Source organism: Aestuarium sp. (assembly GCF_023253315.1).
In the GTDB taxonomy this organism is placed as follows: domain Bacteria; phylum Pseudomonadota; class Alphaproteobacteria; order Rhodobacterales; family Rhodobacteraceae; genus Marivivens; species Marivivens donghaensis.
Genome location: NZ_JALRGW010000026.1, coordinates 1 through 25,887, shown reverse-complemented (window position 1 = coordinate 25,887; position 25,887 = coordinate 1). Strand labels below are relative to the sequence as shown.

Annotated in this window: 25 protein-coding genes; 12 read left to right on the top strand and 13 right to left on the bottom strand. The window is 58.1% G+C overall.

Features of this window, described 5'->3' with window-relative positions; genetic code table 11:
* Nucleotides 1-133: 133 nt before the first annotated feature.
* From ftsZ to AC1QQ2_RS11920, 5 genes are all read left to right on the top strand, one after another.
* Nucleotides 134-1,687, top strand: a complete 1,554-nt coding sequence (gene ftsZ / locus AC1QQ2_RS11940; protein ID WP_105235451.1) for a cell division protein FtsZ — start codon at nt 134-136, stop codon at nt 1,685-1,687.
* 168 nt (nt 1,688-1,855) lie between these two features.
* Nucleotides 1,856-2,773 (top strand): UDP-3-O-acyl-N-acetylglucosamine deacetylase, encoded by a 918-nt coding sequence (lpxC, locus tag AC1QQ2_RS11935; RefSeq protein WP_479713302.1) that lies wholly within the window; start codon nt 1,856-1,858, stop codon nt 2,771-2,773.
* Between the two features lie 122 nt (nt 2,774-2,895).
* A complete protein-coding gene (locus AC1QQ2_RS11930; RefSeq protein ID WP_067549405.1) occupies nt 2,896-3,750 on the top strand; it encodes an outer membrane protein assembly factor BamD in 855 nt (284 codons plus the stop codon).
* 36 nt (nt 3,751-3,786) lie between these two features.
* Nucleotides 3,787-5,436, top strand: a complete 1,650-nt coding sequence (recN, locus tag AC1QQ2_RS11925; protein WP_479713301.1) for a DNA repair protein RecN — start codon at nt 3,787-3,789, stop codon at nt 5,434-5,436.
* 302 nt (nt 5,437-5,738) lie between these two features.
* Nucleotides 5,739-7,424: a chloride channel protein gene (locus AC1QQ2_RS11920; protein ID WP_105236370.1), complete on the top strand. Its 1,686-nt coding sequence runs from the start codon at nt 5,739-5,741 to the stop codon at nt 7,422-7,424.
* 1 nt (nt 7,425) lies between these two features.
* Here AC1QQ2_RS11920 and AC1QQ2_RS11915 read toward each other — a convergent pair whose 3' ends face one another.
* The 5 genes from AC1QQ2_RS11915 to cobS all read right to left on the bottom strand — a co-directional run bounded on the left by AC1QQ2_RS11915 (nt 7,426) and on the right by cobS (nt 13,072).
* Nucleotides 7,426-7,767, bottom strand: a complete 342-nt coding sequence (locus tag AC1QQ2_RS11915) for a DUF427 domain-containing protein (RefSeq protein WP_479713300.1) — start codon at nt 7,765-7,767, stop codon at nt 7,426-7,428.
* Between the two features lie 65 nt (nt 7,768-7,832).
* On the bottom strand, nt 7,833-9,596 hold the full coding sequence (locus tag AC1QQ2_RS11910; protein ID WP_479713299.1) for an aminopeptidase P family protein: 1,764 nt from the start codon (nt 9,594-9,596) through the stop codon (nt 7,833-7,835).
* A gap of 30 nt (nt 9,597-9,626) precedes the next feature.
* Nucleotides 9,627-11,498 carry a cobaltochelatase subunit CobT gene (cobT, locus tag AC1QQ2_RS11905; protein WP_479713298.1) on the bottom strand — a complete coding sequence of 624 codons (1,872 nt, stop codon included), beginning with the start codon at nt 11,496-11,498 and terminating at the stop codon, nt 9,627-9,629.
* 69 nt (nt 11,499-11,567) lie between these two features.
* Nucleotides 11,568-11,960, bottom strand: a complete 393-nt coding sequence (locus AC1QQ2_RS11900; protein WP_479713297.1) for a hypothetical protein — start codon at nt 11,958-11,960, stop codon at nt 11,568-11,570.
* Nucleotides 11,961-12,100: 140 nt separating this feature from the next.
* Nucleotides 12,101-13,072, bottom strand: coding sequence for a cobaltochelatase subunit CobS (gene cobS, locus AC1QQ2_RS11895; RefSeq protein WP_067549385.1), 972 nt, complete (start codon nt 13,070-13,072; stop codon nt 12,101-12,103).
* A gap of 172 nt (nt 13,073-13,244) precedes the next feature.
* On the opposite strand from cobS, the gene AC1QQ2_RS11890 reads away from it, so the two are divergent.
* Nucleotides 13,245-13,757 (top strand): hypothetical protein, encoded by a 513-nt coding sequence (locus AC1QQ2_RS11890; protein WP_211096396.1) that lies wholly within the window; start codon nt 13,245-13,247, stop codon nt 13,755-13,757.
* Here the strand turns inward: AC1QQ2_RS11890 and AC1QQ2_RS11885 are convergent, their stop codons facing one another.
* On the bottom strand, nt 13,758-14,390 hold the full coding sequence (locus AC1QQ2_RS11885; protein WP_105235442.1) for a J domain-containing protein: 633 nt from the start codon (nt 14,388-14,390) through the stop codon (nt 13,758-13,760). It abuts the gene before it with no gap.
* A 77-nt stretch (nt 14,391-14,467) separates the two neighbouring features.
* On the opposite strand from AC1QQ2_RS11885, the gene AC1QQ2_RS11880 reads away from it, so the two are divergent.
* Entirely contained in the window at nt 14,468-14,722 is a 255-nt protein-coding gene (locus AC1QQ2_RS11880) for a BolA family protein (protein ID WP_479713296.1), read from the top strand.
* On the opposite strand, the gene AC1QQ2_RS11875 is transcribed toward AC1QQ2_RS11880, so the two are convergent.
* Both AC1QQ2_RS11875 and AC1QQ2_RS11870 read right to left on the bottom strand, forming a co-directional pair.
* On the bottom strand, nt 14,723-15,064 hold the full coding sequence (locus tag AC1QQ2_RS11875; RefSeq protein ID WP_249946446.1) for a DUF4177 domain-containing protein: 342 nt from the start codon (nt 15,062-15,064) through the stop codon (nt 14,723-14,725).
* Between the two features lie 132 nt (nt 15,065-15,196).
* Entirely contained in the window at nt 15,197-15,619 is a 423-nt protein-coding gene (locus tag AC1QQ2_RS11870; protein WP_479713295.1) for a c-type cytochrome, read from the bottom strand.
* Between the two features lie 167 nt (nt 15,620-15,786).
* Here AC1QQ2_RS11870 and idi point away from each other — a divergent pair, with 167 nt between their 5' ends.
* Nucleotides 15,787-16,296, top strand: coding sequence for an isopentenyl-diphosphate Delta-isomerase (idi, locus tag AC1QQ2_RS11865; RefSeq protein ID WP_479713294.1), 510 nt, complete (start codon nt 15,787-15,789; stop codon nt 16,294-16,296).
* Here idi and AC1QQ2_RS11860 read toward each other — a convergent pair whose 3' ends face one another.
* Together AC1QQ2_RS11860 and gatB are read right to left on the bottom strand one after the other, a co-directional pair.
* Entirely contained in the window at nt 16,297-16,716 is a 420-nt protein-coding gene (locus AC1QQ2_RS11860) for a PACE efflux transporter (protein ID WP_479713293.1), read from the bottom strand.
* 60 nt (nt 16,717-16,776) lie between these two features.
* Nucleotides 16,777-18,288: an Asp-tRNA(Asn)/Glu-tRNA(Gln) amidotransferase subunit GatB gene (gatB, locus tag AC1QQ2_RS11855; RefSeq protein ID WP_479713292.1), complete on the bottom strand. Its 1,512-nt coding sequence runs from the start codon at nt 18,286-18,288 to the stop codon at nt 16,777-16,779.
* Nucleotides 18,289-18,457: 169 nt separating this feature from the next.
* On the opposite strand from gatB, the gene AC1QQ2_RS11850 reads away from it, so the two are divergent.
* Nucleotides 18,458-19,048, top strand: a complete 591-nt coding sequence (locus AC1QQ2_RS11850; protein WP_479713291.1) for a lytic transglycosylase domain-containing protein — start codon at nt 18,458-18,460, stop codon at nt 19,046-19,048.
* Nucleotides 19,045-19,797: a transglycosylase SLT domain-containing protein gene (locus tag AC1QQ2_RS11845; RefSeq protein WP_479713290.1), complete on the top strand. Its 753-nt coding sequence runs from the start codon at nt 19,045-19,047 to the stop codon at nt 19,795-19,797. The genes AC1QQ2_RS11850 and AC1QQ2_RS11845 overlap by 4 nt, the downstream gene beginning before the upstream one ends.
* On the opposite strand, the gene pepN is transcribed toward AC1QQ2_RS11845, so the two are convergent.
* Nucleotides 19,794-22,346, bottom strand: a complete 2,553-nt coding sequence (gene pepN / locus AC1QQ2_RS11840; RefSeq protein ID WP_479713289.1) for an aminopeptidase N — start codon at nt 22,344-22,346, stop codon at nt 19,794-19,796. The genes AC1QQ2_RS11845 and pepN overlap by 4 nt on opposite strands.
* Nucleotides 22,347-22,479: 133 nt before the next feature.
* Here pepN and AC1QQ2_RS11835 point away from each other — a divergent pair, with 133 nt between their 5' ends.
* On the top strand, nt 22,480-22,638 hold the full coding sequence (locus tag AC1QQ2_RS11835; RefSeq protein WP_082959408.1) for a DUF2256 domain-containing protein: 159 nt from the start codon (nt 22,480-22,482) through the stop codon (nt 22,636-22,638).
* On the opposite strand, the gene AC1QQ2_RS11830 is transcribed toward AC1QQ2_RS11835, so the two are convergent.
* Entirely contained in the window at nt 22,635-23,105 is a 471-nt protein-coding gene (locus AC1QQ2_RS11830; protein WP_479713288.1) for an SRPBCC family protein, read from the bottom strand. The genes AC1QQ2_RS11835 and AC1QQ2_RS11830 overlap by 4 nt on opposite strands.
* Before the next feature lie 190 nt (nt 23,106-23,295).
* On the opposite strand from AC1QQ2_RS11830, the gene AC1QQ2_RS11825 reads away from it, so the two are divergent.
* Complete coding sequence (locus AC1QQ2_RS11825) at nt 23,296-24,072, top strand: gamma-glutamyl-gamma-aminobutyrate hydrolase family protein (RefSeq protein WP_479713287.1); 777 nt, start codon at nt 23,296-23,298, stop codon at nt 24,070-24,072.
* On the opposite strand, the gene AC1QQ2_RS11820 is transcribed toward AC1QQ2_RS11825, so the two are convergent.
* On the bottom strand, nt 24,073-25,887 hold a 1,815-nt coding region (locus AC1QQ2_RS11820), incomplete at its 5' end, for a Hint domain-containing protein (RefSeq protein ID WP_479713286.1).

Sequence of the window (25,887 nt, the reverse complement as noted above, 5' to 3'; positions counted from 1 at the left end):
TAAACCCGCAATATTTTGCGGGTTTTCTGCGTTTTTCCCGTGACGTTGCGATTCTGACACGCTAGACTGTGGATTAATAAGTTGAAGAGTGCCCGGTTTGGGACGGGCCCCAAAACATACAGGCGGACAGAGTATGGCATTGAACCTTTCCATGCCCGGGCAAGAAGAGCTCAAGCCCCGGATTACCGTATTTGGCGTTGGCGGTGCAGGCGGCAATGCGGTCAATAATATGATCGAAAAAGAACTTGAGGGTGTGGAGTTCGTTGTTGCGAACACCGACGCACAAGCTCTGCAACAGTCGAAATCGGCATCGAAGATCCAGATGGGTCTGAAAGTCACCGAAGGTTTGGGCGCTGGTGCTCGTCCGTCGGTTGGCTCTGCTGCGGCTGAAGAAAGCATCGAGCAGATCGTTGACCATCTGGCTGGCGCGCACATGTGCTTTATCACCGCTGGTATGGGCGGTGGCACGGGCACGGGCGCGGCACCGATCATCGCGCAGGCAGCTCGCGAGCTGGGCGTTCTAACCGTCGGCGTTGTGACCAAGCCGTTCCAGTTCGAAGGCGGCAAGCGCATGAAACAAGCGGAAGCGGGCGTCGAAGCTCTGCAGAAGGTTGTTGATACGCTGATCATCATTCCGAACCAGAACCTGTTCCGTCTGGCGACTGAAAAAACCACCTTTACCGAAGCCTTCGCAATGGCTGACGACGTTCTGTATCAGGGCGTTAAAGGTGTGACCGACCTGATGGTTCGTCCGGGCCTGATCAACCTCGACTTTGCTGACGTTCGTTCTGTGATGGACGAAATGGGCAAGGCGATGATGGGCACTGGCGAAGCCACTGGAGAAAACCGCGCAATTGACGCGGCAGAGCAGGCAATTGCGAACCCGCTTCTCGACGAAATCAGCCTCGAAGGCGCGCGCGGTGTTCTGATCAACATCACTGGCGGCTACGACCTGACCCTCTTCGAACTCGACGAAGCTGCGAACAAAATCCGCGAGAAGGTCGATCCCGACGCAAACATCATCGTTGGTTCGACCCTCGATCCAAACATGGACGGCGCAATGCGCGTGTCCGTGGTTGCGACAGGCATCGACGCATCGGTCGGTCAAGTTGAAGCACCGCTTCCGCGCCGTAGCATGTCGGCGCCGCTGACACAGACCGTATCGGCTGAAATGCCTGCGGCTGAACCAGCTCCTGCACCTGTTGCAGAGACCGCTGCTGACGACCGCACTTTGTTTGATGATGCGTTCGAAGCAGATACCGCACAAGACGACGGTTTTGACGGTTTTGAACCGCAAGTCGAAGACGACCTTCCGCCGCCGGCTTACCAGCCGCGTCCGGAAACCCAGTTCGCTCCGGCTGAGGCATTCGTTGCGCCGCGCGCACCTGCGCCGGGCACACCATCGCCAGAAGCACTTGCACGTCTCGAAGCAGCCGTTCGTAAGCCTTCCGCCCCTGCAGCGCCTGCCGCTCCGGCTCCTGCTGCCGAAGCAGAGGCTCCGCGTCGTGGGTTCGGGATCAACAACCTGATCAACCGCATGACTGGCCACTCGGACGCAGAGCCTGCACAGCCCGCTCCGTCCCGCGCTCAGCCGCAGGTTCACGCGGTCCGCGAAGAGGCAAAAGCAGCCGATCCAGAGCAAGAACGGATCGAGATTCCTGCTTTCCTGCGCCGTCAAGCGAACTAACAAACTGACATGATTCAGTGAAAAGGTCGCCTATTGGGTGGCCTTTTTTTGTTTATTTACAATGGTTTAACAGAACTGTTTCATATGTTTCAGTCCGTTGCAAAGAGTGAGTTGAGGGTTCTCAGTACCCGTCTTAAATGAGTGTCAGTAACAAAAGGGCGCATTTACGTGCAGACCACACTGAACACTGACCTGACATTTGATGGCGTTGGATTGCATTCTGGCAAACCAGCGCGGCTTGTCTTGCGTCCTGCCCCTGCGGGCCATGGTATCGTGTTTCGCCGTGTGGACCTCGCGTCTGACCGCGATATGCCCGCCCTTTGGAACCACGTGATCCAAGAACCGCTGAACACCCGTCTGACCAATGACGCAGGGACCAGCGTTTCGACCATTGAACATCTTATGGCGGCCCTGTCGGGCACGGGCGTTCACAACGTTCTGTGTGAAATCGACGGTCCCGAGGTTCCGATCCTCGACGGTAGCGCGGCACAGTTTGTGCGTGCGATTGTCACGGCTGGCCTGCACCGTTTGGGTGCACCACTCCGCGCTATTGAAGTGCTGGACGTGATCGAAGTGCAAAACGGTGACGCGATTGCGCGTCTGTCGCCTGCGACATCGCTCCAGATGGATTTCGAAATTGAATTCCCCGATGCGGCAATTGGCCAACAGCAAAAGACGCTGAACATGGCCAATGGTGCCTTTGTGCGCGAGCTCTGCGATAGCCGCACCTTCTGCCGTATGCGTGACGTCGATGCGATGCACGCGGCTGGTCTTGCGCTGGGTGGCACGCTGGAAAACGCTGTTGTGGTTGAAGGTAGTGATATCCTCAGCCCCGGTGGTCTGCGTCACAAAGACGAAGCTGTGCGTCACAAGATGCTGGATGCGTTGGGTGATTTGTATACGGCAGGTGCACCGATCCTTGGTCGGTATTCGGGCCACCGTGCGGGCCATGCCCTGACCAACAAACTGTTGCGTGCAATGTTTGAACGTCCCGATGCATGGCGTTGGGTCACCTGCGATGCCTCTATCGCCGCTCGTCTGCCAGGTGTTGGCGTAAATATCGCTGATCTGAGCCGGGTCGCCTGAGTGTGACTGCGACAAGTGGCAAAAGGCATTTTGCCCTGCATTTTTCTATGCTAGACCAAGACGAAACACGATCGACGCAGCCCGTCGGTCGACTGATCGAGCAATGAAAATTGGGGGCGTTCATGTTAAGCCGTAGTCGGGCCACAAAAGCACGAACCATCCTGTCTGTCGCGTTCTTGTCTGTCGCCACGTTGACGGCTTGCAATTCCTTTGACCCCAAAGTCGAAGGGGCGCTTGAGCAATTTTCTGCCGAAGAAATTTATCAGCGCGGTGAATACGAACTCGAACGCGGTCGCGAGTCTGATGCCGCGTTCTATTTCGGTGAAATCGAGCGGCTTTATCCCTATTCCGAATGGGCCAAACGTGCACTGATCATGCAGGCCTTTGCCTATCACCGTGACAAAGATTACGAAAACAGCCGTGCAGCGGCACAGCGGTTCCTGAACTTCTACCCTGCGGATGGTGACGCGGCTTATGCGCAGTATCTGCTGGCCTTGTCCTATTACGATCAGATCGACGAAGTGGGTCGCGATCAGGGTCTGACGTTCCAAGCGCTTCAAGCGCTGCGGGCGGTGATCGAAAACTATCCTGACAGCGAATATGCGCGTTCGGCGATTTTGAAGTTTGATTTGGCCTTTGATCACCTCGCGGCCAAGGAAATGGAAATCGGGCGCTTCTATCTGAAGCGGGGCCACTATCAGGCCGCTGCGAACCGTTTCCGTGTTGTGGTCGAGTCGTTCCAGACCACCAGCCACACACCAGAAGCGCTGCACCGTTTGGTGGAATGTTACCTGTCGCTCGGCCTTGTTGAAGAAGCGCAGACCGCTGGGGCCATCCTCGGCCATAACTTCCAATCGACCGAATGGTATGCGGATAGCTACAAGCTGTTGACCGAAGGCGGGCTTGAGCCGTCCTTGATTGGGGATAGCTGGTTGGCGGCGGTCTATCGCCAGATGATCCGTGGCGAATGGCTCTAAGGGGAGGCGGGGGAAACCCTGCTGGACGCTGACACAATGCTGCGCGGTTTAGATATCCGAGATATGCTGATCATTGATCGGTTGGAGCTAGAGTTCCAACCGGGTCTGAACGTGCTCACGGGTGAAACAGGCGCCGGTAAGTCGATCCTACTGGATTCCCTCGGTTTTGTGCTGGGCTGGCGCGGCCGTGCCGACCTCGTTCGGCAGGGGGCAGAGCAGGGCGAGGTTGTTGCCGTGTTCGACCTTCCGTCGGGCCATGCGGCTGAGGCGGTTCTGCAAGAAGCTGGGATCGAGGCGGACGGTGAACTGATCCTGCGTCGCATCAACACCGCTGACGGGCGCAAGACCGCGTGGGTCAATGATCGTCGGGTGAGCGGCGAGGTCCTGCGCCAACTCTCTGACACGCTGATCGAATTGCACGGCCAGCACGATGACCGTGGATTGTTGAACCCGCGTGGGCATCGGTTGCTCTTGGACGATTTTGCGCAGGTGTCCGATCTGATCGACGCGACCCGCGCGGCATGGCGTGGTTTGGCGCAATCGCGCAAGGCGCTGGTCGCGGCAGAGGCCAAGATCGCAGAGACCCGCGCCGAAGAAGAGTTTTTGCGCCATGCGGTTGGGGAGTTGGACAAACTCGACCCGCAACCCGGTGAAGAGGCGACCTTGGACGGCAAACGCCGTTTGATGCAGGCCGCCGAAAAGATCCGCAACGATATCTCTCAGGCCTTTAACGCGCTGTCCTATGAAGGCGCTGAGGGGCTGATGTCGAACGCGGCACGGTGGCTCGGCGATGCGGCGGATAAGGCCGAAGGTCGTCTGGACGCCCCGTTGTCGGCCCTATCGCGGGCGATAGATGAATTGGGTGAAGCGCAGCGCGGGATCGAAGAATGCCTTGACTCGCTCGACTTTAATCCTGCCGATCTCGAACTGACCGAAGAGCGGTTGTTCGCGATCCGTGGTTTGGCGCGGAAATATGCCGTTCTGCCAGATGATCTGTCTGCACACGCAGATGGTCTGCGGGCAAAGCTGGACTTGCTGGACGGTGGGGAACGCGACCTCGCGGCGTTGCAGGTTGCGGTGAAAGCGGCAGAGCAAACCTATAATGCAGCAGCCAGCGCATTGACCGCAGCGCGGGTTGAGGCGGCGGACCGTCTCGATGCGGCGATGGCGGCGGAACTCGCCCCGTTGAAAATGGAACGTGCGGTTTTCAAAACCGATGTTGTGGCTGGCGAAGAAGGCCCCGAAGGGCGCGATGACGTGGCCTTTACCGTGGCGACGAACCCTGGTGCGCCCTCTGGCCCGCTCAACAAAATCGCATCTGGCGGTGAATTGAGCCGTTTCCTCTTGGCGCTCAAGGTTTGTTTGTCAGCAGGCACGACGGGCATCACGATGATCTTTGACGAAATTGACCGTGGTGTTGGTGGCGCGACCGCCGATGCGGTTGGTCGCCGATTGGCAGGGCTCGCCTCGGCGGGGCAGGTGCTGGTCGTGACCCACTCGCCGCAAGTGGCAGCACTGGGCGGGCACCATTGGCGGGTTGAGAAACGTCAAACCGAGACGCAGACGCTTTCGACGGTGGTGCCGCTGGATGAAGACGAACGCGTGGATGAAATCGCGCGGATGATCTCTGGCGACCGCATCACCGAGGAAGCCCGCGCCGCGGCACGAGCGTTGCTTACCGCCTAAGAAAAACGGGCCACCCGAAGGTGACCCGCGACCGTTCTACAGAAAACCCGTCAGCCACTCACAGACATCCGGTTCAAAAACTTAGCGCCCGAAGGCATATGCTTAGGTATAAAAACGATGCCTAACGTATAGTTGAATTGTGACGCTTTGTTAACCCTTTTCTGGAACGAACGTGCTAATTTAACGATGACGTTGCGGAAACTTTGGGAATTACGGGGCTAAATCCCTGAAATGACGCGACGATGCTTGGTCCATTTGACGAACTGTCCTACACAGAAATCAAACGAACCAGTGGGCTAGCGATGTCGACGAAGACGACTCAGCACGTGAAATCCGCCAGCGGCGCAGTTGCCAAAGCCTTGGCCGACACCTTGCGCACCATTCGCACCAAAGGGCCGAGCGAGATTCAGTTCTGGTTCATCGCTTTGATGATCGGGATTGGCGGCGGCCTAATTGCGATGGGGTTCCGGCTGGGGATCGAGAGCCTTCAGTCCTTTGTGTACCAAACCAATCAGGTGGCGCGACTGCATCGGTCGGCTGCAATGCTCGACTGGTATTGGATCGTGCTGATCCCCGTGTGTGGTGGCCTGATTGTTGGCCTGATCCTTGATCGGTTTACCCCCGATGGGCGCGTGCGGGCTGTGGCAGATGTGATCGAAGGGGCTGCACTGCGTGACGGACGAGTTGAAAAACGCGAAGGTCTGGCCTCTGCGGCGGCGAGTTTTGTGACCTTGGCGACGGGTGGTTCGTCAGGGCGTGAGGGGCCTGTTGTCCACCTCGTGGGTGTTTTGGCGACCTATGTGAGCGGGTTGATCAAGGCGGACGGCGTGACGGGTCGTGACCTATTGGGCTGTGCCGTGGCTGCGGGTGTCTCTGCGAGCTTTAATGCGCCGATTGCAGGGGCACTCTTTGCGCTCGAAGTGGTCCTGCGCCATTTCGCGATGCGTGCTTTTGCACCGATTGTGATTGCCTCTGTCGCGGGCACGGTGGTTAGTCGGATGATCCACGGCGATGTGACGGAGTATTTCCTGCCGACCACAACGGCCCTTCGGTTCTACGTCGAATTGCCCGCCTTTATCCTCTTGGGCCTTCTCAGCGGCGTTCTTGCCATTGTTCTGATGCGGTCGATCTTTTGGGCGGATACCATCGGAACAGCGGTTCAAACAAAGCTGCGTATCCCACGTGCCCTTCGCCCTGCGATCGCGGGTGGGCTGCTCGGGGTCATTGCGCTTTGGTTCCCACATATTATCGGTGTCGGCTATGGGATCACGTCAGACGCGCTCTCTGGGCGGTTGCTGTTTTGGCAAGCCGTCGTCTTTGCCGCGGTCAAAGTCATAGCTGTCGCCATCACGATGGGCGGACGGATGGGCGGCGGTGTCTTTTCACCCGCGTTGGTTGTTGGATCGCTCGCTGGGTTGGCGTTTGGCATGGTGGCAACGGGGCTTTTGCCTGACTATTCGGGAACGGCGGCGCTTTATGCGCTTGCAGGGATGGGGGCTGTTGCGGCGGCGGTTTTGGGCGCGCCGATCTCAACCACGTTGATCGTGTTTGAACTAACGGGCGACTGGCAAACGGGGCTGGCCGTCATGGTCGCTGTATCTATGTCGACGGCTGTCTCATCGCGGTTTATCGCGGGGTCGTTCTTTCTCACCCAGTTGGAGCGGCGGGGCGTGCGGATCGCGGCGGGACCACAAGCCTATCTGTTGTCCACCTTTGATGTGGCGACAGTGATGCGGTCGATGGATCACCCGCGCGGCGCGTCGCTTGAGGACTGCGAGGCGCTCATTCAACGCGGGATCTATGTGGCGCATGATGCCACGCTCGACCGTGCGATGCCCCTGTTTGAAAACAGCGGGGAATCCTTTGTTCCAGTGGTTCGACAAAAGAAAGACGCCCCAGCAGAGGTGCGGGGCGCCTTGTTCCATGTCGATGCCTTGCGTGCGTTTAACCGTGCCCTTGCCGCTGTCTCAGCCGAAGAGCACGCCTAGGTTAAACCTGCTCTACCGCGACTTTGCTGGTGTAGAAGGCAAGGTAATCTTTGATCTGCGACACCGCGTCGGACGGGTTTTCATAGGACCAAACTGCGTCTTTGATTGGCCCGCTTTTGGCGACGATGGTGAAATAGCGTGCGTCGCCTTTGCGCGGGCAATGCGAGGTCGTGTCGGATTCATCCAAAAACGCCATCGCGATGTCCGAACGCGGGAAATAGATCACAGGCGCCATATCGCCTTCGATCAGCTCCAGCGCGTTAGAGCTTTCGCCCAGAACAGCACCGCCAGCGCGAACGACCCAAGTGCCTCCAGCGGGACGAATAGTGATGTGGTCGGCCATTGTGGCCCCTCCCTTGTGTGTCTGTCAGTTGCCTGTTGATACAGGCCGCATGTTACGATTTGGCGTCAGAGCGGCGCACACGCCTGCTCGAGCCAGTGTTTGGCCGCAGCATCCAGATTTGCCCCCACCTTGTCCAGCACGGTCGCATGGTAACTGTCGATCCACGACACTTCGTCGCGGGACAGCAGGGTGAGGTCTATAAGCCGACGATCAAGGGGCACCCATGTCAGCGTCTCGAACGAGAGATGATTGCGGTGCGCGTCTCCTCCGGCAATTGGCGGTGCGGGTTGAACAACGATCAGATTTTCAATCCGAATGCCAAAGGCCTTGGCACGGTAGTAGCCGGGTTCATTCGACAATACCATCCCGGGGCGCAAAGGAATGTCCGAAACACGGCTAAGACGTTGCGGCCCTTCGTGAACGCAGAGATATGATCCGACGCCGTGACCCGTCCCGTGGTCGAAATCTAAGCCCGCTGTCCACAGCGGGAACCGCGCGAGGGAATCGAGATGCGCACCCGTGACACCGTTCGGGAACCGCGCGCGGCTGATCGCGATCATGCCTTGGAGGACGCGGGTATAGCAGGCGCGTTCCTCTGCGCCGACAGCGCCAATCGCGATGGTGCGGGTGATGTCGGTCGTGCCGTCCTGATATTGCCCCCCAGAATCGAGGACGAGAAGATCGCCGTCCTGAAGCTGGCGGTTGGTGTCATGGGTCACGCGGTAGTGGATGACTGCCCCGTTCGGACCGCTGCCTGCGATGGTATCAAAAGAGATATCCCGCAGTGCACCAGTCTCTGCCCTGAACTGTTCTAGCTGAGTGACCACATCGATTTCGGTGACAACTCCAGTCTCGTCCAGCCAATGAAGGAAACGGCACATTGCGACCGCATCGCGCAGGTGTGCTGTTCTGGCCCCTGCGATCTCTGTCGGGTTTTTGCAGGCCTTGGGCAGAACGCAGGGATCGCGCCCCTCAACAGGGTTGGCGAGGGTTTCGCCGATGATCTGCGGGCAGGTGTTGGAATCAATCAGAACCGCGCCGTCTAGCGACTGCAGGGTAGGGACAAAGGCGTCCTCGCCGAGAACCGTCACCTCGGCCCCGAGGTGGTCCATGATTGCATCAGTTTTGCCATCGCGGGCAAAGAGGTTCACGCGACCGTCCGCATAGAGAATGGCAAAGCACTGCGGCACGGGATTGCGCGGGATATCGGCGCCACGAATGTTCAAAAGCCACGCGATAGAGTCGGGCAGGGTCAGGACTGCCGCAGCTTGTCCATTCTCCCGAAGGCCTTTGGCAAGGCGGGCCCGTTTGTCGCCGTGGCTTTCCCCTGCGAGGTCATCGGGCTGCACAAAGAACGGTGCGGCAGGCGGGGCAGGGCGGTCGGTCCAAATCTGATCGACCAGATTGGCGCAGGCGACCATGTTCGCCTGTTCGCGCAGCCCTTTAATCTCGCTGATCGTATGTAGCCACGGATCAAAGCCGATGGTCCGACCCTCTGCGTGGTCTTCCAGCCAGTCACCGAGTTTAACCTCGGGCCAATCGACGGGCGTGAACACATCCGCCGCCTGTTCGCGCACCTGCAGGCGGTAACGGCCATCGACAAAGAGGCCCGCTTGATCAGCTAGGACAGCACAAAAACCTGCCGATCCTGTAAAGCCTGTCAGCCACGCCAAACGTTCGTCACAGGCAGCAACATATTCACCCTGATGCGCATCGGCGCGGGGGACAAGGAACCCATCCACCCCTGCAGCGGCCATTTGGACACGCAGTTTCGATAGCCTCTCGGGCCCCGCTTTCCCTGAAAACGCAGTCTCAAAGGTCTGGAACATTGCCGCCCCTTTTCATTTTAATACAGGTGGTTAGCCCGCCTTGCGGATGCCTGCGAACCGTGCGCGTGCCCGAGGGTCAGAGTCAAACAGGCTCGCCAATTGTTCGGTCATCGCACCCGCCAACTGATCCGCATCGGTAATGGTCACAGCGCGGTCGTAATATCGCGTCACATCGTGGCCAATGCCGATTGCCATCAGTTCGACCGCCTTGCGCTTTTCGATCATGGCGATCACGTCACGCAGGTGTTTTTCGAGGTAGTTGGCAGGGTTCACCGACAATGTGCTGTCATCAACGGGCGCACCATCGGAAATCACCATGAGGATTTTGCGCTGCTCACGACGGGCCATCATACGGCGGTGCGCCCATTCCAGCGCCTCCCCGTCGATGTTCTCTTTCAAGAGACCCTCTTTCATCATCAGACCAAGGTTCGCACGGGTCCGACGCATCGGGGCGTCCGCAGATTTATAGACGATGTGGCGCAGATCGTTCAGGCGACCAGGCTGCAATGGGCGACCCTCGGCCAGCCATTTTTCGCGGCTCTGCCCGCCTTTCCACGCTTTGGTGGTAAAGCCCAGAACCTCGACCTTGACCGCGCAGCGTTCCAGCGTGCGGGCCAGAACGTCCGCACAGATCGCCGCGATTGAGATCGGGCGACCGCGCATCGAGCCAGAGTTGTCGAGCAAGAGCGTCACGACGGTATCGCGAAAATCGGTGTCTTTTTCCCATTTGAACGACAGCGGCGTGGTTGGATTCGCAACCACACGGGCAAGGCGGCCTGCGTCGAGGATGCCTTCCTCTTTGTCGAACTCCCATGACCGGTTCTGCTGCGCCTGAAGGCGGCGTTGCAGTTTGTTCGCAAGGCGCGAGACAGCGCCCTTGAGCGGCTCTAGCTGCTGATCAAGGTAAGCGCGGAGGCGTTCAAGCTCAGCGGGTTCGGCCAATTCCTCGGCGCCGATTTCTTCGTCAAATTCGGTTTTGTAGACGGTGTAGTTTGGATCAGCGTCCGAGATCGGCGCGGGCGGCGGAGGATCGAGCGGGGCCTCGCCCTCTGGCATCTCGGTCTCTTCGTCGAATTCGGAATCAGCCATGTCGTCGGCGCTGACTTGCGCCTGTTGCTGGTCCTGCTGCTGGTCTTGGGACTGTTCGGGGCTGGCTTCGGCCTCGTCCTCTTGACCATCGTCTTGGCCATCGGATTCAGGGTTATCCTCAACCTCGTCCTGTTCTGCGGTTTCGTCGTTCTGATCGTCCTCAACATCGGGATCGTCGCCGAGCTGATCGCCGTAGCCGAGATCCTCAATGATCTTACGTGCAAATTTCGCGAAGGCGCGTTGATCGCTGAGCGTATCCTCTAGCGTTTCGAGCGTCCCGCCTGCCTGATCCTCAATAAATCCGCGCCACAGTTCCATCACGTTGTTCGCACCCTTGGGCAGGGGACGACCCGTGGCGAGGTGGCGGATTAGGTAGCCAGCGGCTACGGATAGTGGCGCATCGGTGGACGAACTGATCTGGTCATAGCCCTTACGGGTGGCCTCGGTTGCGATTTTTGCGTCGATGTTCGACGCCGTGCCGGGCATGTAGCGGGCACCGACGGCCTCGACCCGTGCGGATTCCATCGCGTCATAAATCTCTTTCGCCAACTGCCCTTGGGGGGCGTAGCGGGCTGCAACGGCGGCGTCGTGGAATTTGTGACGCAGCGCCAACGCATCCGCCGTTCCGCGTGCGAGCAAAACCTCGTCGCGGGTCATGCGACGGCTGACCTGAGGAAGGCGCACAGAATCCTTGGTCAGACCCGGAGGGTCCACCGAATAGGTCACCGACAGATCGGCGTCATCGGCCATAACCTTGGTCGCTTCGGCCAATGCCTTTTTAAACGGATCGGCGGGGTTATCGGAGGGTTTCATGCAGGCAGCCTTCGGGTCATCGTTGCGACTAACCTAGACCGACGATTGGGCAATGACCAGTGGTCGGGATCAGTTGAACAACAGCAAATCGCGGCATTCTGCGATGGCTGCCTCGGCGCGGGTTTCAGCCCAGACCGCGTCGGCCCCGTCGATGGTATATGCGGCGCGTGTCAAAAGCATCGCATGGGCTTGTTTCGCGTTAATCCGCCAGTCCATCACGCGAATACGATCCGTGTCAGGCATTATCGCATCAATGAGCATAAGCATCATTTCGCGGTCCTGTTCAAAGTCGTCCGCATCGCTTTTCCCAAAGAGCCACGAATGTTCCATTTGCGCTGAAAAACGGCCTGCGCAGATCGCAAAAATCCGAAGGTCTTCGTTGGCCGCATTGTTGAGCGCTGGCGCGGGCAGGGCCCCGACCAGCATGAAAAACACCGCAAGGAAAGTTTTCAAACCGCTCATGGATTGATCTTTTATGACAAATTTATGTCAATCAACTGTGCAGTTTGAAAACTATCCCAATGCACCTAGGGCGCGAAAAGGCGCAGGGGCCCGCACTTTCGTGCAAGCCCCTGTCAATTTGTTCAATCTTTTCAGATAGATCAGAGTGCTATGGACGCAGCCGATTCCGGCAGTTCCTCGTCAAAGCAGCGCTGATAGAACTCTGCCACGGTCTGGCGTTCCAACTCGTCACATTTGTTGAGGAAGGTCAGGCGGAACGCATAACCAACATCACGGAAGATCTCTGCGTTCGCAGCCCAAGCAATCACGGTCCGCGGCGACATAACGGTCGACAGGTCGCCGTTCATGAACGCGGTGCGGGTCAGGTCAGCAACGGTCACCATCTGGCTGATGATCTTGCGGCCCTTTTCGTTATTGTAGTGCGGTGCCTTCGACAGAATGATCGCCGCTTCGGCGTCGTGGCTGAGGTAGTTCAGCGTCGCGACGAGCGACCAGCGGTCCATCTGGGCTTGGTTGATCTGCTGGGTGCCGTGATAGAGGCCAGTGGTATCGCCAAGGCCCACAGTGTTTGCCGTTGCGAAGAGGCGGAAATACGGGTTCGGCGTAATGATTTCGTTCTGATCCAAGAGGGTCAGTTTACCATCATGTTCGAGAACGCGCTGGATCACAAACATAACGTCCGCACGGCCCGCATCGTATTCGTCGAATACAATCGCAGTCGGGTTGCGAAGTGCCCACGGCAGAATGCCTTCGTGGAATTCAGTAACCTGTTTGCCGTCTTTCAGTTTGATCGCGTCTTTACCGATCAGGTCGATACGGGAAATGTGGCTGTCGAGGTTCACACGAACGGTCGGCCAGTTCAGGCGGGCCGCGATCTGTTCGATGTGGGTCGATTTACCTGTGCCGTGGTAGCCTTGAACCATCACGCGGCGGTTATACCCAAAGCCAGCCAGAACAGCCAAAGTGGTGTCCGGGTCGAATTTGTAGGTCGAGTCGATCTCTGGCACACGAGACGTGCGTTCGGCAAAGCCTTTGATCTTCATATTGCTGTCGATACCGAAAACTTCGCGAACGTCGATTTCTTCGGTGGGCTTTGCGTTCTGGTCGAGCATGTCGAACCTTCCTTGCGTCTATCGTTTACCGACCGCAACATAACCGTCCAGACGGCGAGGAAAAGGGGGTCGTGACGTATTTCCTCCGAAGGTGCCGGTGGGCCGCGTTTCGAAACAGTCCGTTTCGACCATAACAGTCGTCCCAATCGGCGTTTTCTGCCATAAGATGCGCATGATGCGCGCTGTTTATCACCACCTGCAGGACCTGCGGCACACTGTGCGAGGCTTTTGGTCGCTGACCGAAGGCGAGCAGCAGCTTGTCACGGCTTATGTGATGACCTGTGCCTTTGGCGCCGGCTTGGGGCTGATGACGGTGACGCATATGTCCCACGGCTCCATCCTAGAAGGCGGATTGACGCTCTATCATCGTTGGATCGTGCTCTGTGGTGCGTTGGGCTGTGGCCTTGCGCTGAGGCTCGCGGGGGACCGTATGGGGCAATCTGGGCCGAACGGGTTTGCGCGTGGGATGCTCGGCGTGATTTGGGTCAGCGTGGTGGGCGCTGTGATTGCGGGAACGCTCGCGCTGCCGTTTTATGGCACGATGTTCGGGCCGTTCACTTTGGCAATTATGTTGGTGAGTTCGCCGATGCTGGCGCTGATGTGGTTTGCCAATTTGCTGGCCTCCCACCTCTTGATTCGCAATTGGCGGACGGAACAGGATCGCCTGTTCGCCCGCCTTGCATGATTACTTATCTTTAAAGCTACGGCTCGCTTTAATCTGATCCCAAGCCCAAACGACTTCGGTCAGCTGTTCCTCTTGGGAACGGTCGCCACCGTTCATGTCGGGGTGAAGAACCTTGATCAGCGATTTGTAGACCTTGCGGATTTCCGCCTTGGTCATGGTGTCCTTCACATCGAGGATCTCGGTCGCGCGGCGTTCGGTCGGCGGAAGGCGACGGGTCGCACCGCTGGTCTTACCTGGGTTACGGGTCGCGTTTTCGCCCAGAACCTGATGCGCGTCTTCAATGCCGAGACGTGCCCAAGCGCGTTCTTCCACCGTTTTCTTGAACGGCTTCGTTTCGCGCTCCCAAACCTTATCTTTGGTCATCTGCGCGTTCAATTCGGCCTCAGTCGCCGTCTCGAAGAAGTTCCATTTCAGGTTATATTCCCGAACGTGATCCTTACAGAACCACAGGAATTCATCGAGGATATCGGGCGATTTGGGCGCGCGGTATTTGCCGGATTCTTCGCAACCTTCATGGTCGCAGACCCGCGTTGATGTTTCGATCGCACCCGACATGCCACGACGGCCACGGGGGTTTTTCTTTTTGGAGGCAGACACCGAAATGTCGAACCCAAACGGATCAGTCTTGGACATGTGCAGCCTTATCTTTCCGACTCGGACGGGTGAGTTTAAGCCGTAGGACGTGAGATTGAAGGGGGAAGGAGAAAAATATGTCCCTTGCAAAAGAGATCGAATCCCGTCTGGTAGCGGCTTTTTCCCCAGAAGTGGTTGAAGTTATTGACGAAAGCGAAGGCCACCGTGGCCATAGCGGATATCAAGAGGGTGGCGAAAGCCACTGGCGCGTGCGGATCAAAGCCCCAGTATTCGGCGCAATGACCCGTTTGGCCCGCCATCGTGCGGTCCATGACGCCATTGGCGCCGATATTATGGGTCGTATTCACGCGCTTGCCCTCGAGATCGACTGATTACTGCGCAGCGACAGTCGGTTCAGTCGGGGCAGGCGTTTTGGGCGCGGTGGTCAATACGGGTTGCGCTGGAACGGCGGTCTGGCTCGGCGTCACTGCCGCATCGACCGCTTTCTTTTCGCGGCGAAACACCAGCATGTGTTGTTCGACCATGCCTTTGGACCGAAACCCGCTGCGTTCCTCAACGGGCAGCGTTTCTGCGCGCTGGTATTCCCAGCCGTCACGACCCTGTTGGTTCATCAACTCTTGGAGCGCGTGAGCATAGCGGTCTTCGGTTGTCTTTAGCCCTTTGACCTTTTCTGCGCGTTTGGGTGCTGGCACCACCTTGTATTCGTAGATCATTTCATAGGCCCCCTAATTCGACCGCAGGACTATAGCGGCTTTGCGTACCAGGTCCAAGGCGGGAAAGACGGGTTCACATCACAAAAAAGGGCGCCCCGAAGGCGCCCTTTGATCAGTCCCAGATGGGAAAGATTATTCAGCGAAGGTCGCAAGGAAGGCCGCGATGTTTTCAGCGTCAGCCTCTTGGCGCACTTTGAAGGACATTTTCGAACGAGCGGAGTTCGAACCGGTGGTGCTGCGCAGCCAAGCGGTCGGGTCCTGCATATAAGCAGCCAACTGCTCTTCGTCCCAAGCAGCGACGAATTCTTGGGCAGCAACGATATCGTCACCATAGCTAAAGCCATCTACGGACCCCGGTGCGCGACCGATGAGGCCAAAGAGGTTCGGACCAGTTTTCGCATTGCGGCCAGCGAGAACTTCGCCTGCTGCGTTCTGAACAACGTGGCAGGATACGCACTGACGGTTGAAAGCCTGTTCACCAGCGGCTGCGTCGCCTTCGGCGAGAACCGGAGCGGCGAGAACAGCAAAGGCAGTAGCGAGCTTAAGGGTCTTCATGGAGTAACTCCCATAGGTTTCGAAGCAAACATTATGCTTCTTTGTTCTGGCGCGAAGGTAGTCTCTTTTCAAACTGAGGCAAAGCCCCTTGCGCCAATCGGTCGCGCCTACTTTGGTGGGAGAGACAGGGCTGGCATTTTGTGCAGGTTTTTGGCACATGGCGCGTCATGGACACGCGTATTGCAGCTTGGATTGATGGCGAATTGCAGCCTCTCGATAAACTCGAGGTGCATCAACGTGGGCTGCGTCATCCTGCGATCAGCGTCTTTATCACGGGGCCAGAGGGCATTCTGCTGCAACGTCGCGCGGCGGCGAAATATCATACGCCGGGTCTATGGGCGAACACCTGCTGTACCCATCCCCACTGGAACGAAGCCCCCGCCGATTGTGCGCTCCGCCGCATCGGCGAAGAGCTGGGCATCACAGGTGTCGATCTCACGTGGCGGGAGCAGGTGGAATACCGCGCGGATGTCGGCAACGGTTTGATCGAACATGAGGTGGTTGAGGTCTACGTGGGCCACGGCACGCCTGAAATCACGATCAATCCCGATGAGGTCTGGGAAACCAAGTGGATGACGCTCGAGGCGCTCGACGCGGCCCTTGCCGCCACGCCAGAGGCCTTTACCCCGTGGCTGCGGATCTACCTCGCCGATCACCGTGACGCGATATTTGGGTGATTACTGGCTCTCTGGGATCGGAAAGATCGTGTCGTAAAGCAAGTTAAAGACAAACGCGTAGCTCAGGTAAAACAGGCCGAGCGAGATATCCATCATCAGCGCGGTCCAAAAGCTGACACCCAGATAGATTGCGATAAAGGGTGTGAGCAGGGCGAGCAGACCCAGTTCGAGCAGGATGGCGTGAAGGATACGGATCACCACTGTCTTATGCACCGTTCCGCGAAATCGCAGCATCGCGTGATCAAAGCCCCAATTGTAAAGGTAGTTGAACACCATCGCGATTGTGGCACTGACCACAGTCACGACGCCCATGCTGTGCATCGGCTGGTCAAAAAGCCACGCGCCGACAGGTGTCGCAACACAGAGCGCGATCACTTCAAAACTCAGGGCGTGGCGGATACGGTCGGCTGTCGTGCGCATGGGGCGTCCAAATGAAAACGGCGGCCCAAGGGACCGCCGTTCATCATAGATCGGGTCGGATCAAAGACCCAGTTTTTTCATGACCAAAGCGTTCACTGCAGCAGGATTTGCCTTGCCGCCTGTCGCCTTCATGACTTGGCCCACGAACCAGCCAGCCAGTTTCGGGTTGGCTTGCGCCTTTTCGACCTGAGCGGGGTTTGCAGCGATGATCTCGTCAACGGCAGCCTCAATGGCACCCGTGTCGGTTACCTGTTCCATACCTTCGGTCGCAACGATCTCTTCTGGATCGCGGTCTTGGGTATAGGCGATCTCGAACACGTCTTTCGCGATTTTGCCGCTGATCTTTTCAGACTTGATCAGGCCAACGATCTGACCCAGACGCGCCGCCGAAATCGGGCTTTCGGTGATGTCTTTTTCGTCTTTCTTCAAACGACCAAAGAGTTCGTTGATCACCCAGTTCGCGGCGAGTTTACCGTCACGGCCTTCTGCAACTTCTTCAAAGTAGATCGCGTTCGGCACTTCGGCGGTCAGCACCGAGGCGTCATAGTCCGACAGCCCGAAGTCGTTGATAAAACGTGCTTTCTTTTCGTCGGGCAGTTCGGGCAGGCTTGCTGCGATGTCATCAACCCACGCCTGTTCGATCTCCAGCGGGAGGAGGTCGGGATCAGGGAAGTAGCGGTAATCGTGTGCTTCTTCTTTGGACCGCATCGAACGGGTTTCGTTCTTGTCCGCGTCATAGAGACGGGTTTCCTGAACGATTTCGCCACCGTCCTCGAGGATCGCGATTTGACGGCGGGCCTCAAAGTCGATTGCCATCTGGATGAAGCGCATGGAGTTCATGTTCTTCAATTCGCAGCGCGTGCCGAGGTGCCCGAAGTCGCCCGTTTCCATGAATTTTTCGTAGGCACCGGGACGGCAGACGGAAACGTTCACGTCCGCGCGCAGGTTGCCGTTCTGCATGTTACCGTCACATGTGCCAAGGTAGCGCATGATCTGACGCAGTTTGCCGACATAGGCCGCAGCTTCTTCGGGACCGCGAATGTCGGGGCGGGACACGATTTCCATCAGTGCAACGCCTGTGCGGTTGAGGTCGACGAAGGACATGTTCGGGTCCATGTCGTGGATCGATTTACCCGCATCCTGTTCGAGGTGGATACGTTCGATGCGGACCTTACGCGCGGTGCCGTTGCCCATTTCGACCAACACTTCACCTTCGCCCACGATGGGATGGTAAAGCTGGGAAATCTGGTAGCCCTGCGGAAGGTCAGGGTAGAAATAGTTTTTGCGGTCAAACGCGGACCAAAGGTTGATCTCTGCCTTCAGGCCCAGACCAGTGCGAACGGCTTGTGCCACGCAACCTTCGTTGATGACGGGCAGCATACCGGGCATACCAGCGTCCACGAATGCCACGTTAGAGTTCGGCTCTGCGCCGAATTCCGTCGAAGCCCCAGAGAACAGTTTTGCCTTGGTCGCGACCTGCGCGTGCACCTCAAGGCCGATCACGAGTTCCCAATCGCCGGTCGCCCCTGCGATCACTTTGGGTTTCGGAGCTTCATAAGTGAGGTCGAGCATCGTTTTGTCCCTTTTCCGCAACGGTTCTCTCTTAGGGTTTTGGGGCGGGCGCGGCAAGGGGCGGGGCGGCGGACTTCGGCCTAAAAAGCACCCCAATTTACAAAATGACTCGACCTAAGGGCGATTGATCGCGCAACTATGCGGCGATTGAAACAATTGCTGCCTGAACATGCGTCCCTTTTTAATGATTGCCGCCGTTGCCCTGTCGGGCTGTTTGCAGGTTCCTTTTCTCCCGTCCACGCCAGAGCCCGAACCGCAGGCTTTGCCGTTGATGGGCTGGGATATCCATCCCGAAGGCCCTGAGTGGACGGAAGCAACGCTCGACGCGATCAACGCGCATGGCGAGGTTTTGTTGTCTCTGGTGCCTAAAGATATTGACGAATGGTGCCCCGGTTACATTGAGGCAGACACCGAAGATCGCGCCGCGTTTTGGACGGGCATGTTTTCGGTCCTCGCCAAACACGAAAGCACATGGAACCCGCGTGCCGCTGGCGGAGGAGGGGCTTGGATCGGTTTGGTCCAGATCGATCCGCGCACGGCCAAGGGCTATGGATGCAACGCGCAATCCGCCGAACAGTTGAAAGACGGCGCTGCGAACCTGTCCTGTGCCGTTCGGATTGCAGCCCATACAGTGCCGCGCGATGGATATGTCGGCACAGGGTCCGAAGGGTTGGCGGCAGATTGGGGACCCTTCCATAGCGAACGCAAGCGATCGGATATGGTCAACTGGACCCGTTCGCAGCCATACTGCGCCGGATGATCCGAACCGCTGCCATAGTTCTGACGTTTCTTGGGGTACTGCCCGCTGCTGCGCAATCGCTCGCCGATGCGCCGCCTGTCGTGCGGCCTGCGACATTCTACGTGCCGCCGCCCGCGCCGATCTATATCAGCGGACCGATCATTGACGCCCCGCGACCAATCCGACGGTCGTTCTATATCCCTCGGGCGCGGTGGGATCATCGGGCAGGCACGCAACGATGGTCTTTGGCGTTGATGGGAGCCCTCGCGGGGTCGGCATCGGGCCTTGCTGAAACGACACCCCGTGACATTGACGATTGGTGCCCTGCTTACGTGGAAAACCCGCCGCACCTGCGTCGTGCCTTTTGGGTCGGCATGATGTCGGCGCTGGCCAAACACGAAAGCACATACCGCCCCGATGCTGTTGGCGGGGGCGGACAGTGGTTTGGCCTTCTGCAGATTTCGCCACCTACAGCGCGGCACTACGGGTGCCTTGCGCGGGATGGTGAGGCGCTCAAAGACCCCGTTGCCAACCTGGGCTGTGCTGCGCGGATCATGGCGACGACGGTGCGTCGCGATAACGCGATTGCCATCCGCGATGGTCGCTGGCGCGGGGTGGCTGCCGATTGGGGGCCGATGACGGACCCTGCGAAGATCGCAGAAATGTCGGCGTGGACGCGTCGGCAGAGCTATTGCGTCCCGCTTAGCTCTCACCGGCCAATGGCGCGACCCGCTGAACCAGAGGCGCGGATCGCAACGATGGAGGGTTAAACCCCCAACATCCGCGTGACCATTTCCGTCATATCGCGGCTCAGGCCATCCGTGGCGAGCATCCGTTCTAGTTCTGTACGGATCATGGCTTGACGGTCCTCGTCATAGCGTTTCCACGTATCGAACGCCGTTGAGACCCGCGCCGCCGTTTGCGGGTTCGCCGCATCCAGTTTGATCAGCCAATCTGCGAGTAGGCGATAGGCGCTTCCGTCTGGGTTATGGAACCCAGCCGTGTTCCCTGCGAGCGATGAGAACAGAGCGCGGAACCGGTTCGGGTTGCGCCAGTCAAACGCATCATGTGCCGCCAGCCGTTTCGCGGTCGCGGAGGCGTCCTCTGGTTCGGCAAGCCCAGCCTGCAGGCTGAACCATTTGTCCATGACCAGACGATCCTCATGCCAGCGACGCTGGAAGTCGTTTAGTTCATCATCGCCCGCCCCAATCGAGACAAGCGCCGAAAGCGCTGCGAGCTCTTGGGTCATGTTGTTGGCAGCCGCGAACTGGCGCTGGGCGGTCGCGCCTGCGTCTGTCAGGGTGATGTAGGACAAGGCCGCATTGGTGAGCGCACGTTTGCCCGCATCCTCGGCTTTGGGGCTGAAATCGCCCGTGACCTGATGGAGCAGGTAAAGGTTCGCCAAGGTCGGCCCTGCATGGTCCGCAATCGCCCGTTTCAAACGTTCGCGTTCGGCGTAAATCTCCCACGGATCAGGCGTATAGCCACCCGCAGAGAGTGTCTGCGCGATGTCATCCACGCTTGGCAGCGCGAGGAGGAGGGCACGGAATGCAGGGTCCAGCGCCTCATCCGAAATCGCAGCGTTCAGCGCGGTCAGGAATGCGCCATCCACCTCCGCATTTTCGATCACCATCAGGACCAACAGGTCGCGGGCAAGGCTACGCGCGGCTTCCCATTTGTTGAACGGGTCCGTGTCGTGGGTGAGGAGGAACTGACGGTCCTCAACACTTTGATTATGATGCAGAATAACGGGCGCAGAGAATCCGCGCAGGATCGACGGAACAGGCCGTGCGGCGAGCCCTTCAAAAGTGAACACCTGTTCGCTTTGGGTCATTTCCAGAACGGTGGTCGGGACAACTTCATCGCCGTTTTGGCTCAGGAGACCCACAGCGATCGGCAGAACCATCGGCTGTTTTTCAGACTGACCTGGGGTGGCGGCAATGACTTGGCGAAGGCGAAGGCTATAGGTGCCATCGGTGAAATCATCGCTGACATAGACGTGCGGTGTGCCAGCCTGCGAATACCACAGTTTGAACTGGCTCAGGTCGCGTCCCGTCGTGTCCTCGAACACTTTGATCCAGTCCTCAATCGTGGCGGCCTGACCGTCGTGGCGATCAAAATAGAGGTCGAGCGCGGATTTATACGCCTCATCGCCAACCAATCGTTTCAGCATCCCGATCACCTCGGCGCCTTTTTCATAGACGGTGACGGTGTAGAAGTTGTTGATCTCAACAAAGCTCTCTGGACGGACGGGATGGGCGAGGGGACCTGCGTCCTCGCGGAACTGGCGGGCGCGCAGAGTGATCACATCGTCGATCCGTTTCACCGCATGGGACCGCATATCGCCTGTGAACTGTTGGTCGCGGAAAACGGTCAGTCCTTCCTTGAGGCAGAGCTGGAACCAATCGCGGCAGGTGATGCGGTTGCCCGTCCAGTTGTGGAAATATTCGTGGGCGATGATCGCCTCAATCCGTTCAAAATTCGCGTCGGTTGAGGTCTCGGGCGAGGCGAGGACACAGGACGAGTTGAAGATGTTCAACCCTTTGTTCTCCATCGCGCCCATATTGAAGTCATCCACGGCGACGATGTTGAACACGTCGAGGTCGTATTCACGGCCATAAACCTCTTCGTCCCATTTCATCGACCGTTGCAGCGCGCCCATGCCAAAGGCGCATTTGCCGATATCAGAGGGGCGCACCCAGATGTTCAGGTCGACACGGCGGCCCGATTTGGTGGTGAAATCCCCGCGGTGGTTCACCAAATCGCCCGCGACCAAGGCAAAGAGGTAGGCCGGCTTTGGCCAAGGGTCCGACCATTCCGCCCATCCATCGCCCGCGCCCATCGGGTTGCCGTTCGACAGCAGCACGGGCAGATCGCTTTCGATCCGAACGGTGAACGGGGCCATGACGTCTGGACGGTCGGGGTAGTAGGTGATTTTGCGGAATCCTTCGGCCTCGCATTGAGTGCAATACATGCCGTTCGACATATAGAGCCCTTCGAGAGCGGTATTGGTGATCGGGCTGATCTCAACCTCGGCTTCCCAAACAAAGGCCGCATCGGGCGCGTCGACTTCGATCCCGCCGTCAACATCGCGCACAACGACAGGGGCGCCGTCGATGGTTGCAGAGATCAGTTTCAAGTTCTCGCCATGCAGGAAGAAACGACGATTGGGGCTATCAGGGTTCGGTGAAAATTCGATCCGCGATAGAACTCGCGTCGTCGTATCAGCTAGACGAAACGTCAGATGCACGGTGTCGACCAGATACCCGAACGGCGTGTAATCCTTGAGGTAAATGGTCTGAGGGGCGGCGTTCGTCATCTGCGTCTCCTGCGTGTGGGCTGCAAAACACTGGCGTTTTGCGGGCAACGTTCTACTTACCTATTGCGGAACCCGAGAGGCTTCGACGGTCGGCTTTTCGTGGTGCAGATTAGGCCTTGGGCAAAACGATACAATGTCAAAAATACGTAAAAAATCTGATTTTCCGTCAAAGGTTTGTGCCACATGTGGGCGGCCCTTTGTTTGGCGGAAAAAGTGGGAAAAAGTTTGGGATGAGGTGCGCTATTGTTCCGACCGTTGCCGGTCGGACAAGCGCAAGGCCTCGGCCTCTTAGACAGCTAGTTTCGCGGCATAGGCCCCCAGCTGGTCAGCGACGATGCCCCAGCCATCAAAGAACCCCATATCTTTGTGCTGCTGGGCCGCTTCAACACTGCGATGGCGCGCTGTCGCGGTATAGAGCGTCTGCCCGTCCTCTGTATCCTCAAGCGTGATGATCGCGGTCATGAAAGGTTCTGGATTTGGCTTCCAGCCTTCGGTGTAAGTGTCTGTGAAAACAATCTTTTCGCCTTCTACAAGTTCAAGATAGACCCCGTTGTTGTCCATCATGTTGCCTTCGACATCAAAGGTCATATTGCAGTGACCGCCAACCCGTAGATCAATGTCGCATTTGGCAACACGGTGGGGTGCGGGTACGAACCAATGCACCAAATGTTCCGGCGTCGTCCAGCAAGTCCAGACCGCCGAACGGGGTGCGGGCAGAACGCGGCTAAAGGACAAATCAGTTTCGGTGAGTTCGGTCATGTCAGAAAGTCCTTTGGCGAGGTGTCGCGCCGACTATTCGCCCGCCGAGAATTCCAATCAACTATAAAATGAGCAAACTGCGCGTTATTTCAGCCCTGCAAATTTGCAGACGACAGTCTCCTACGCCGAGCCTTTTCATGACTTTCATCAGCGGCTAACGTAGAGGGCAACGCAGTAAGGGCAGGCAATCATGACGCGTCCCGTCATTGGAATTATTGGCAACTCCGCACTTTTGAACGACAGCTATCCGACGCACGCTGGTGGCACGATGAACTCTTGTGCGGTGTCGAACGTGGCGGGATGTATTCCCATGATCATCCCCGCCGATCCCGATTATGTGACCGTGAATGAACTCTTAGAGGTCTGTGACGGGTTTCTGCTCACGGGTGGGCGGCCCAATGTGCACCCCAGCGAATACGGTGAAGAAGAAACCGCAGCCCATGGTGATTTCGACCGTCGTCGCGATGCGATCACCTTGCCGCTGGTGCGGGCTTGTGTGGAACGGGGGCAACCGGTTTTAGGGATTTGTCGTGGGTTTCAAGAGGTGAACGTCGCCATGGGCGGCACGCTCTATCCAGAGATCCGTGACCTTCCAGGGCGCACCAATCACCGCATGCCACCTGACGGCTCGCTCGAAGAGAAATTCGCGCTGCGCCATGTGGTCACGCTCAAAGAGGGCGGTGTGTTCCATCAGCTTTTCGGCACGACACAAGTCATGACCAACACGCTGCACGGGCAGGGGATCAAGGACGCGGGTGCCCGCGTTGTGATCGAAGGTCACGCGCCCGACGGCACGCCCGAAGCGATTTATATCAAAGATGCGCCGGGGTTTACCCTATCCGTTCAGTGGCACCCCGAATGGAATGCCGCGAATGATCCTGTGTCGCGCCCTCTGTTCACCGCCTTTGGTGATGCCGCGAGGGCGTGGGCCGCGGGCGGTCAGACTGCCTTACGGGTTAGCGCTTAATCACAGACGGATCAGTTGCGCCTCGTGCTTTTTCAGGCAGCGGCGTGCCGTGTTGCCATAGCTGTTTGGCATTGCGCGAAGTTCTGGGAAAATCGCAAAGAGTTCTTCGCGAGCTTCGTCTTTAATCGCGGATAGACCAACATCACCGGGGTGGAAGCTCTCGGTCGCTGCACCTTCGGCAAAGACGATCTCGTGCTGGTCGAACATCATGTGGATGTAGGTGACCATGCCGCCTTCTTCGCGGGTGACTGCCTTATTGTCGATGAGGTGACGCGCGGAAACGAGAACTTCGGTTTCGCCAAAGAGCAGTTCAGCGCTGTAGCCTTGGAACAGCATGCGGTGCTGTGGGGACACCAGTAGATCGGATTCGAGACCCGTCAAAACGTTCGGGCGAATACGAATTGGTGCAAAGCGATCAATTGCAGGAACCGTGCGCGACTGGATCCAGCGGATCGGCTGAAGGCCGTGGTCGCGGGTTACAACGAGGTCGCCTGGACGCAGAGTTTCAATCGGCCGAGCGCCACGCGGGGTCGCAATGCGCGTGCCCGGTGTGAAGCAAATGATGTTCTCGATATCGGTGAAGTTCAGCAGCGTGCCGTCATCGAGCGTCACAGAGCCAGAGAAGCTACCCGTGCCATCATCGGTCGCGACGAGCGTCGAACGGTCGGCCAACATGCCCAGTTGCAGCGTGTCGCCAGCGCCTTCGCCCGTGTTGCCACCGTCGATGGTGATCGTGCCGTTACCCGTTTCTAGGTAGTCGTCGAGGATAAAGAGGTCATCCCCGTCGCCACCCGAGACGTTATCGCCTTCGGCAAAGGTGATCGTATCATTGCCAGCGCCGCCATAAAGAACGTCAGCACCTGCGCCACCGATAATCGTGTCGTTGCCTTCGCCAGCCACAACCGTATCGTCGCCGTCGCCCATCGAAATGGTGTCGTCGCCTGCGCCCGTATCAACGGACTGAGACCCAGCCGCACCAGTGACGGTGTCGTTGCCGCTGCCCGTGATAACCTGTTCGATCTCAAAGAAATTGATTTGATCGGTGCCAGAGGTGACAGAGCCATTCTCAGCCGCGTCAAAGACAGCGGTGGCGTCTGTGGTCAGGCTAGAGGCATCGATCACGTCGCCGTTGGTTTCGCCCGTCTCGCCACCCACGGCAGAGTCAGAGCCGCCGCCAACTTCAAAGACGAAGGTGTCATCACCCGCTTCACCACGGAGTGCGTCATTGCCAGCGCCGCCATACAGCGTGTCATTGCCGTCACCACCCGACACGAGGTCGTTACCTGCGCCAGCATAGATCGTGTCGTTGCCTGCACCAGCTTCGATAACGTCACCGTCGCCAGAAAAGGTCGGCAGAATATTGTCATTCGCATCAACGTGATCACCGTCAGGATCGCCGTTGTAGGAGGCATCAATGATGTCGTCGCCAGCGGTGCCCGAAACCGTGCCGTCAGACAGCGGCACACCAATCGCACCCAGTGCGAGCGGGTTCGACAGGAGGGTCGGGGACACACCATAAAGCGTGATGGTTTCGCCGTTCGGGAACAGCAGTTGCGCGTTGCCACCGTTGTCTTGGACAACGACGTCCCAAATGTTAACGGGGTCGCCATTGGCGTCATGCAGGTCGGACACGTCGATCTGGTCGTTGCCAGAGAATGTTCCGTCGCCGTTGTCGGTCGGACCTTGGAAACCGTAGACAGTGTCGCTGCCGTCGCCATCCGAGAAGATGACCGTGTCAACTTCGGCGTCAGGTGTGGTCGAGGCAGGCTGGCCGATAGTGTAAGTGTCATCACCTGCACCTGCATCAATCACATC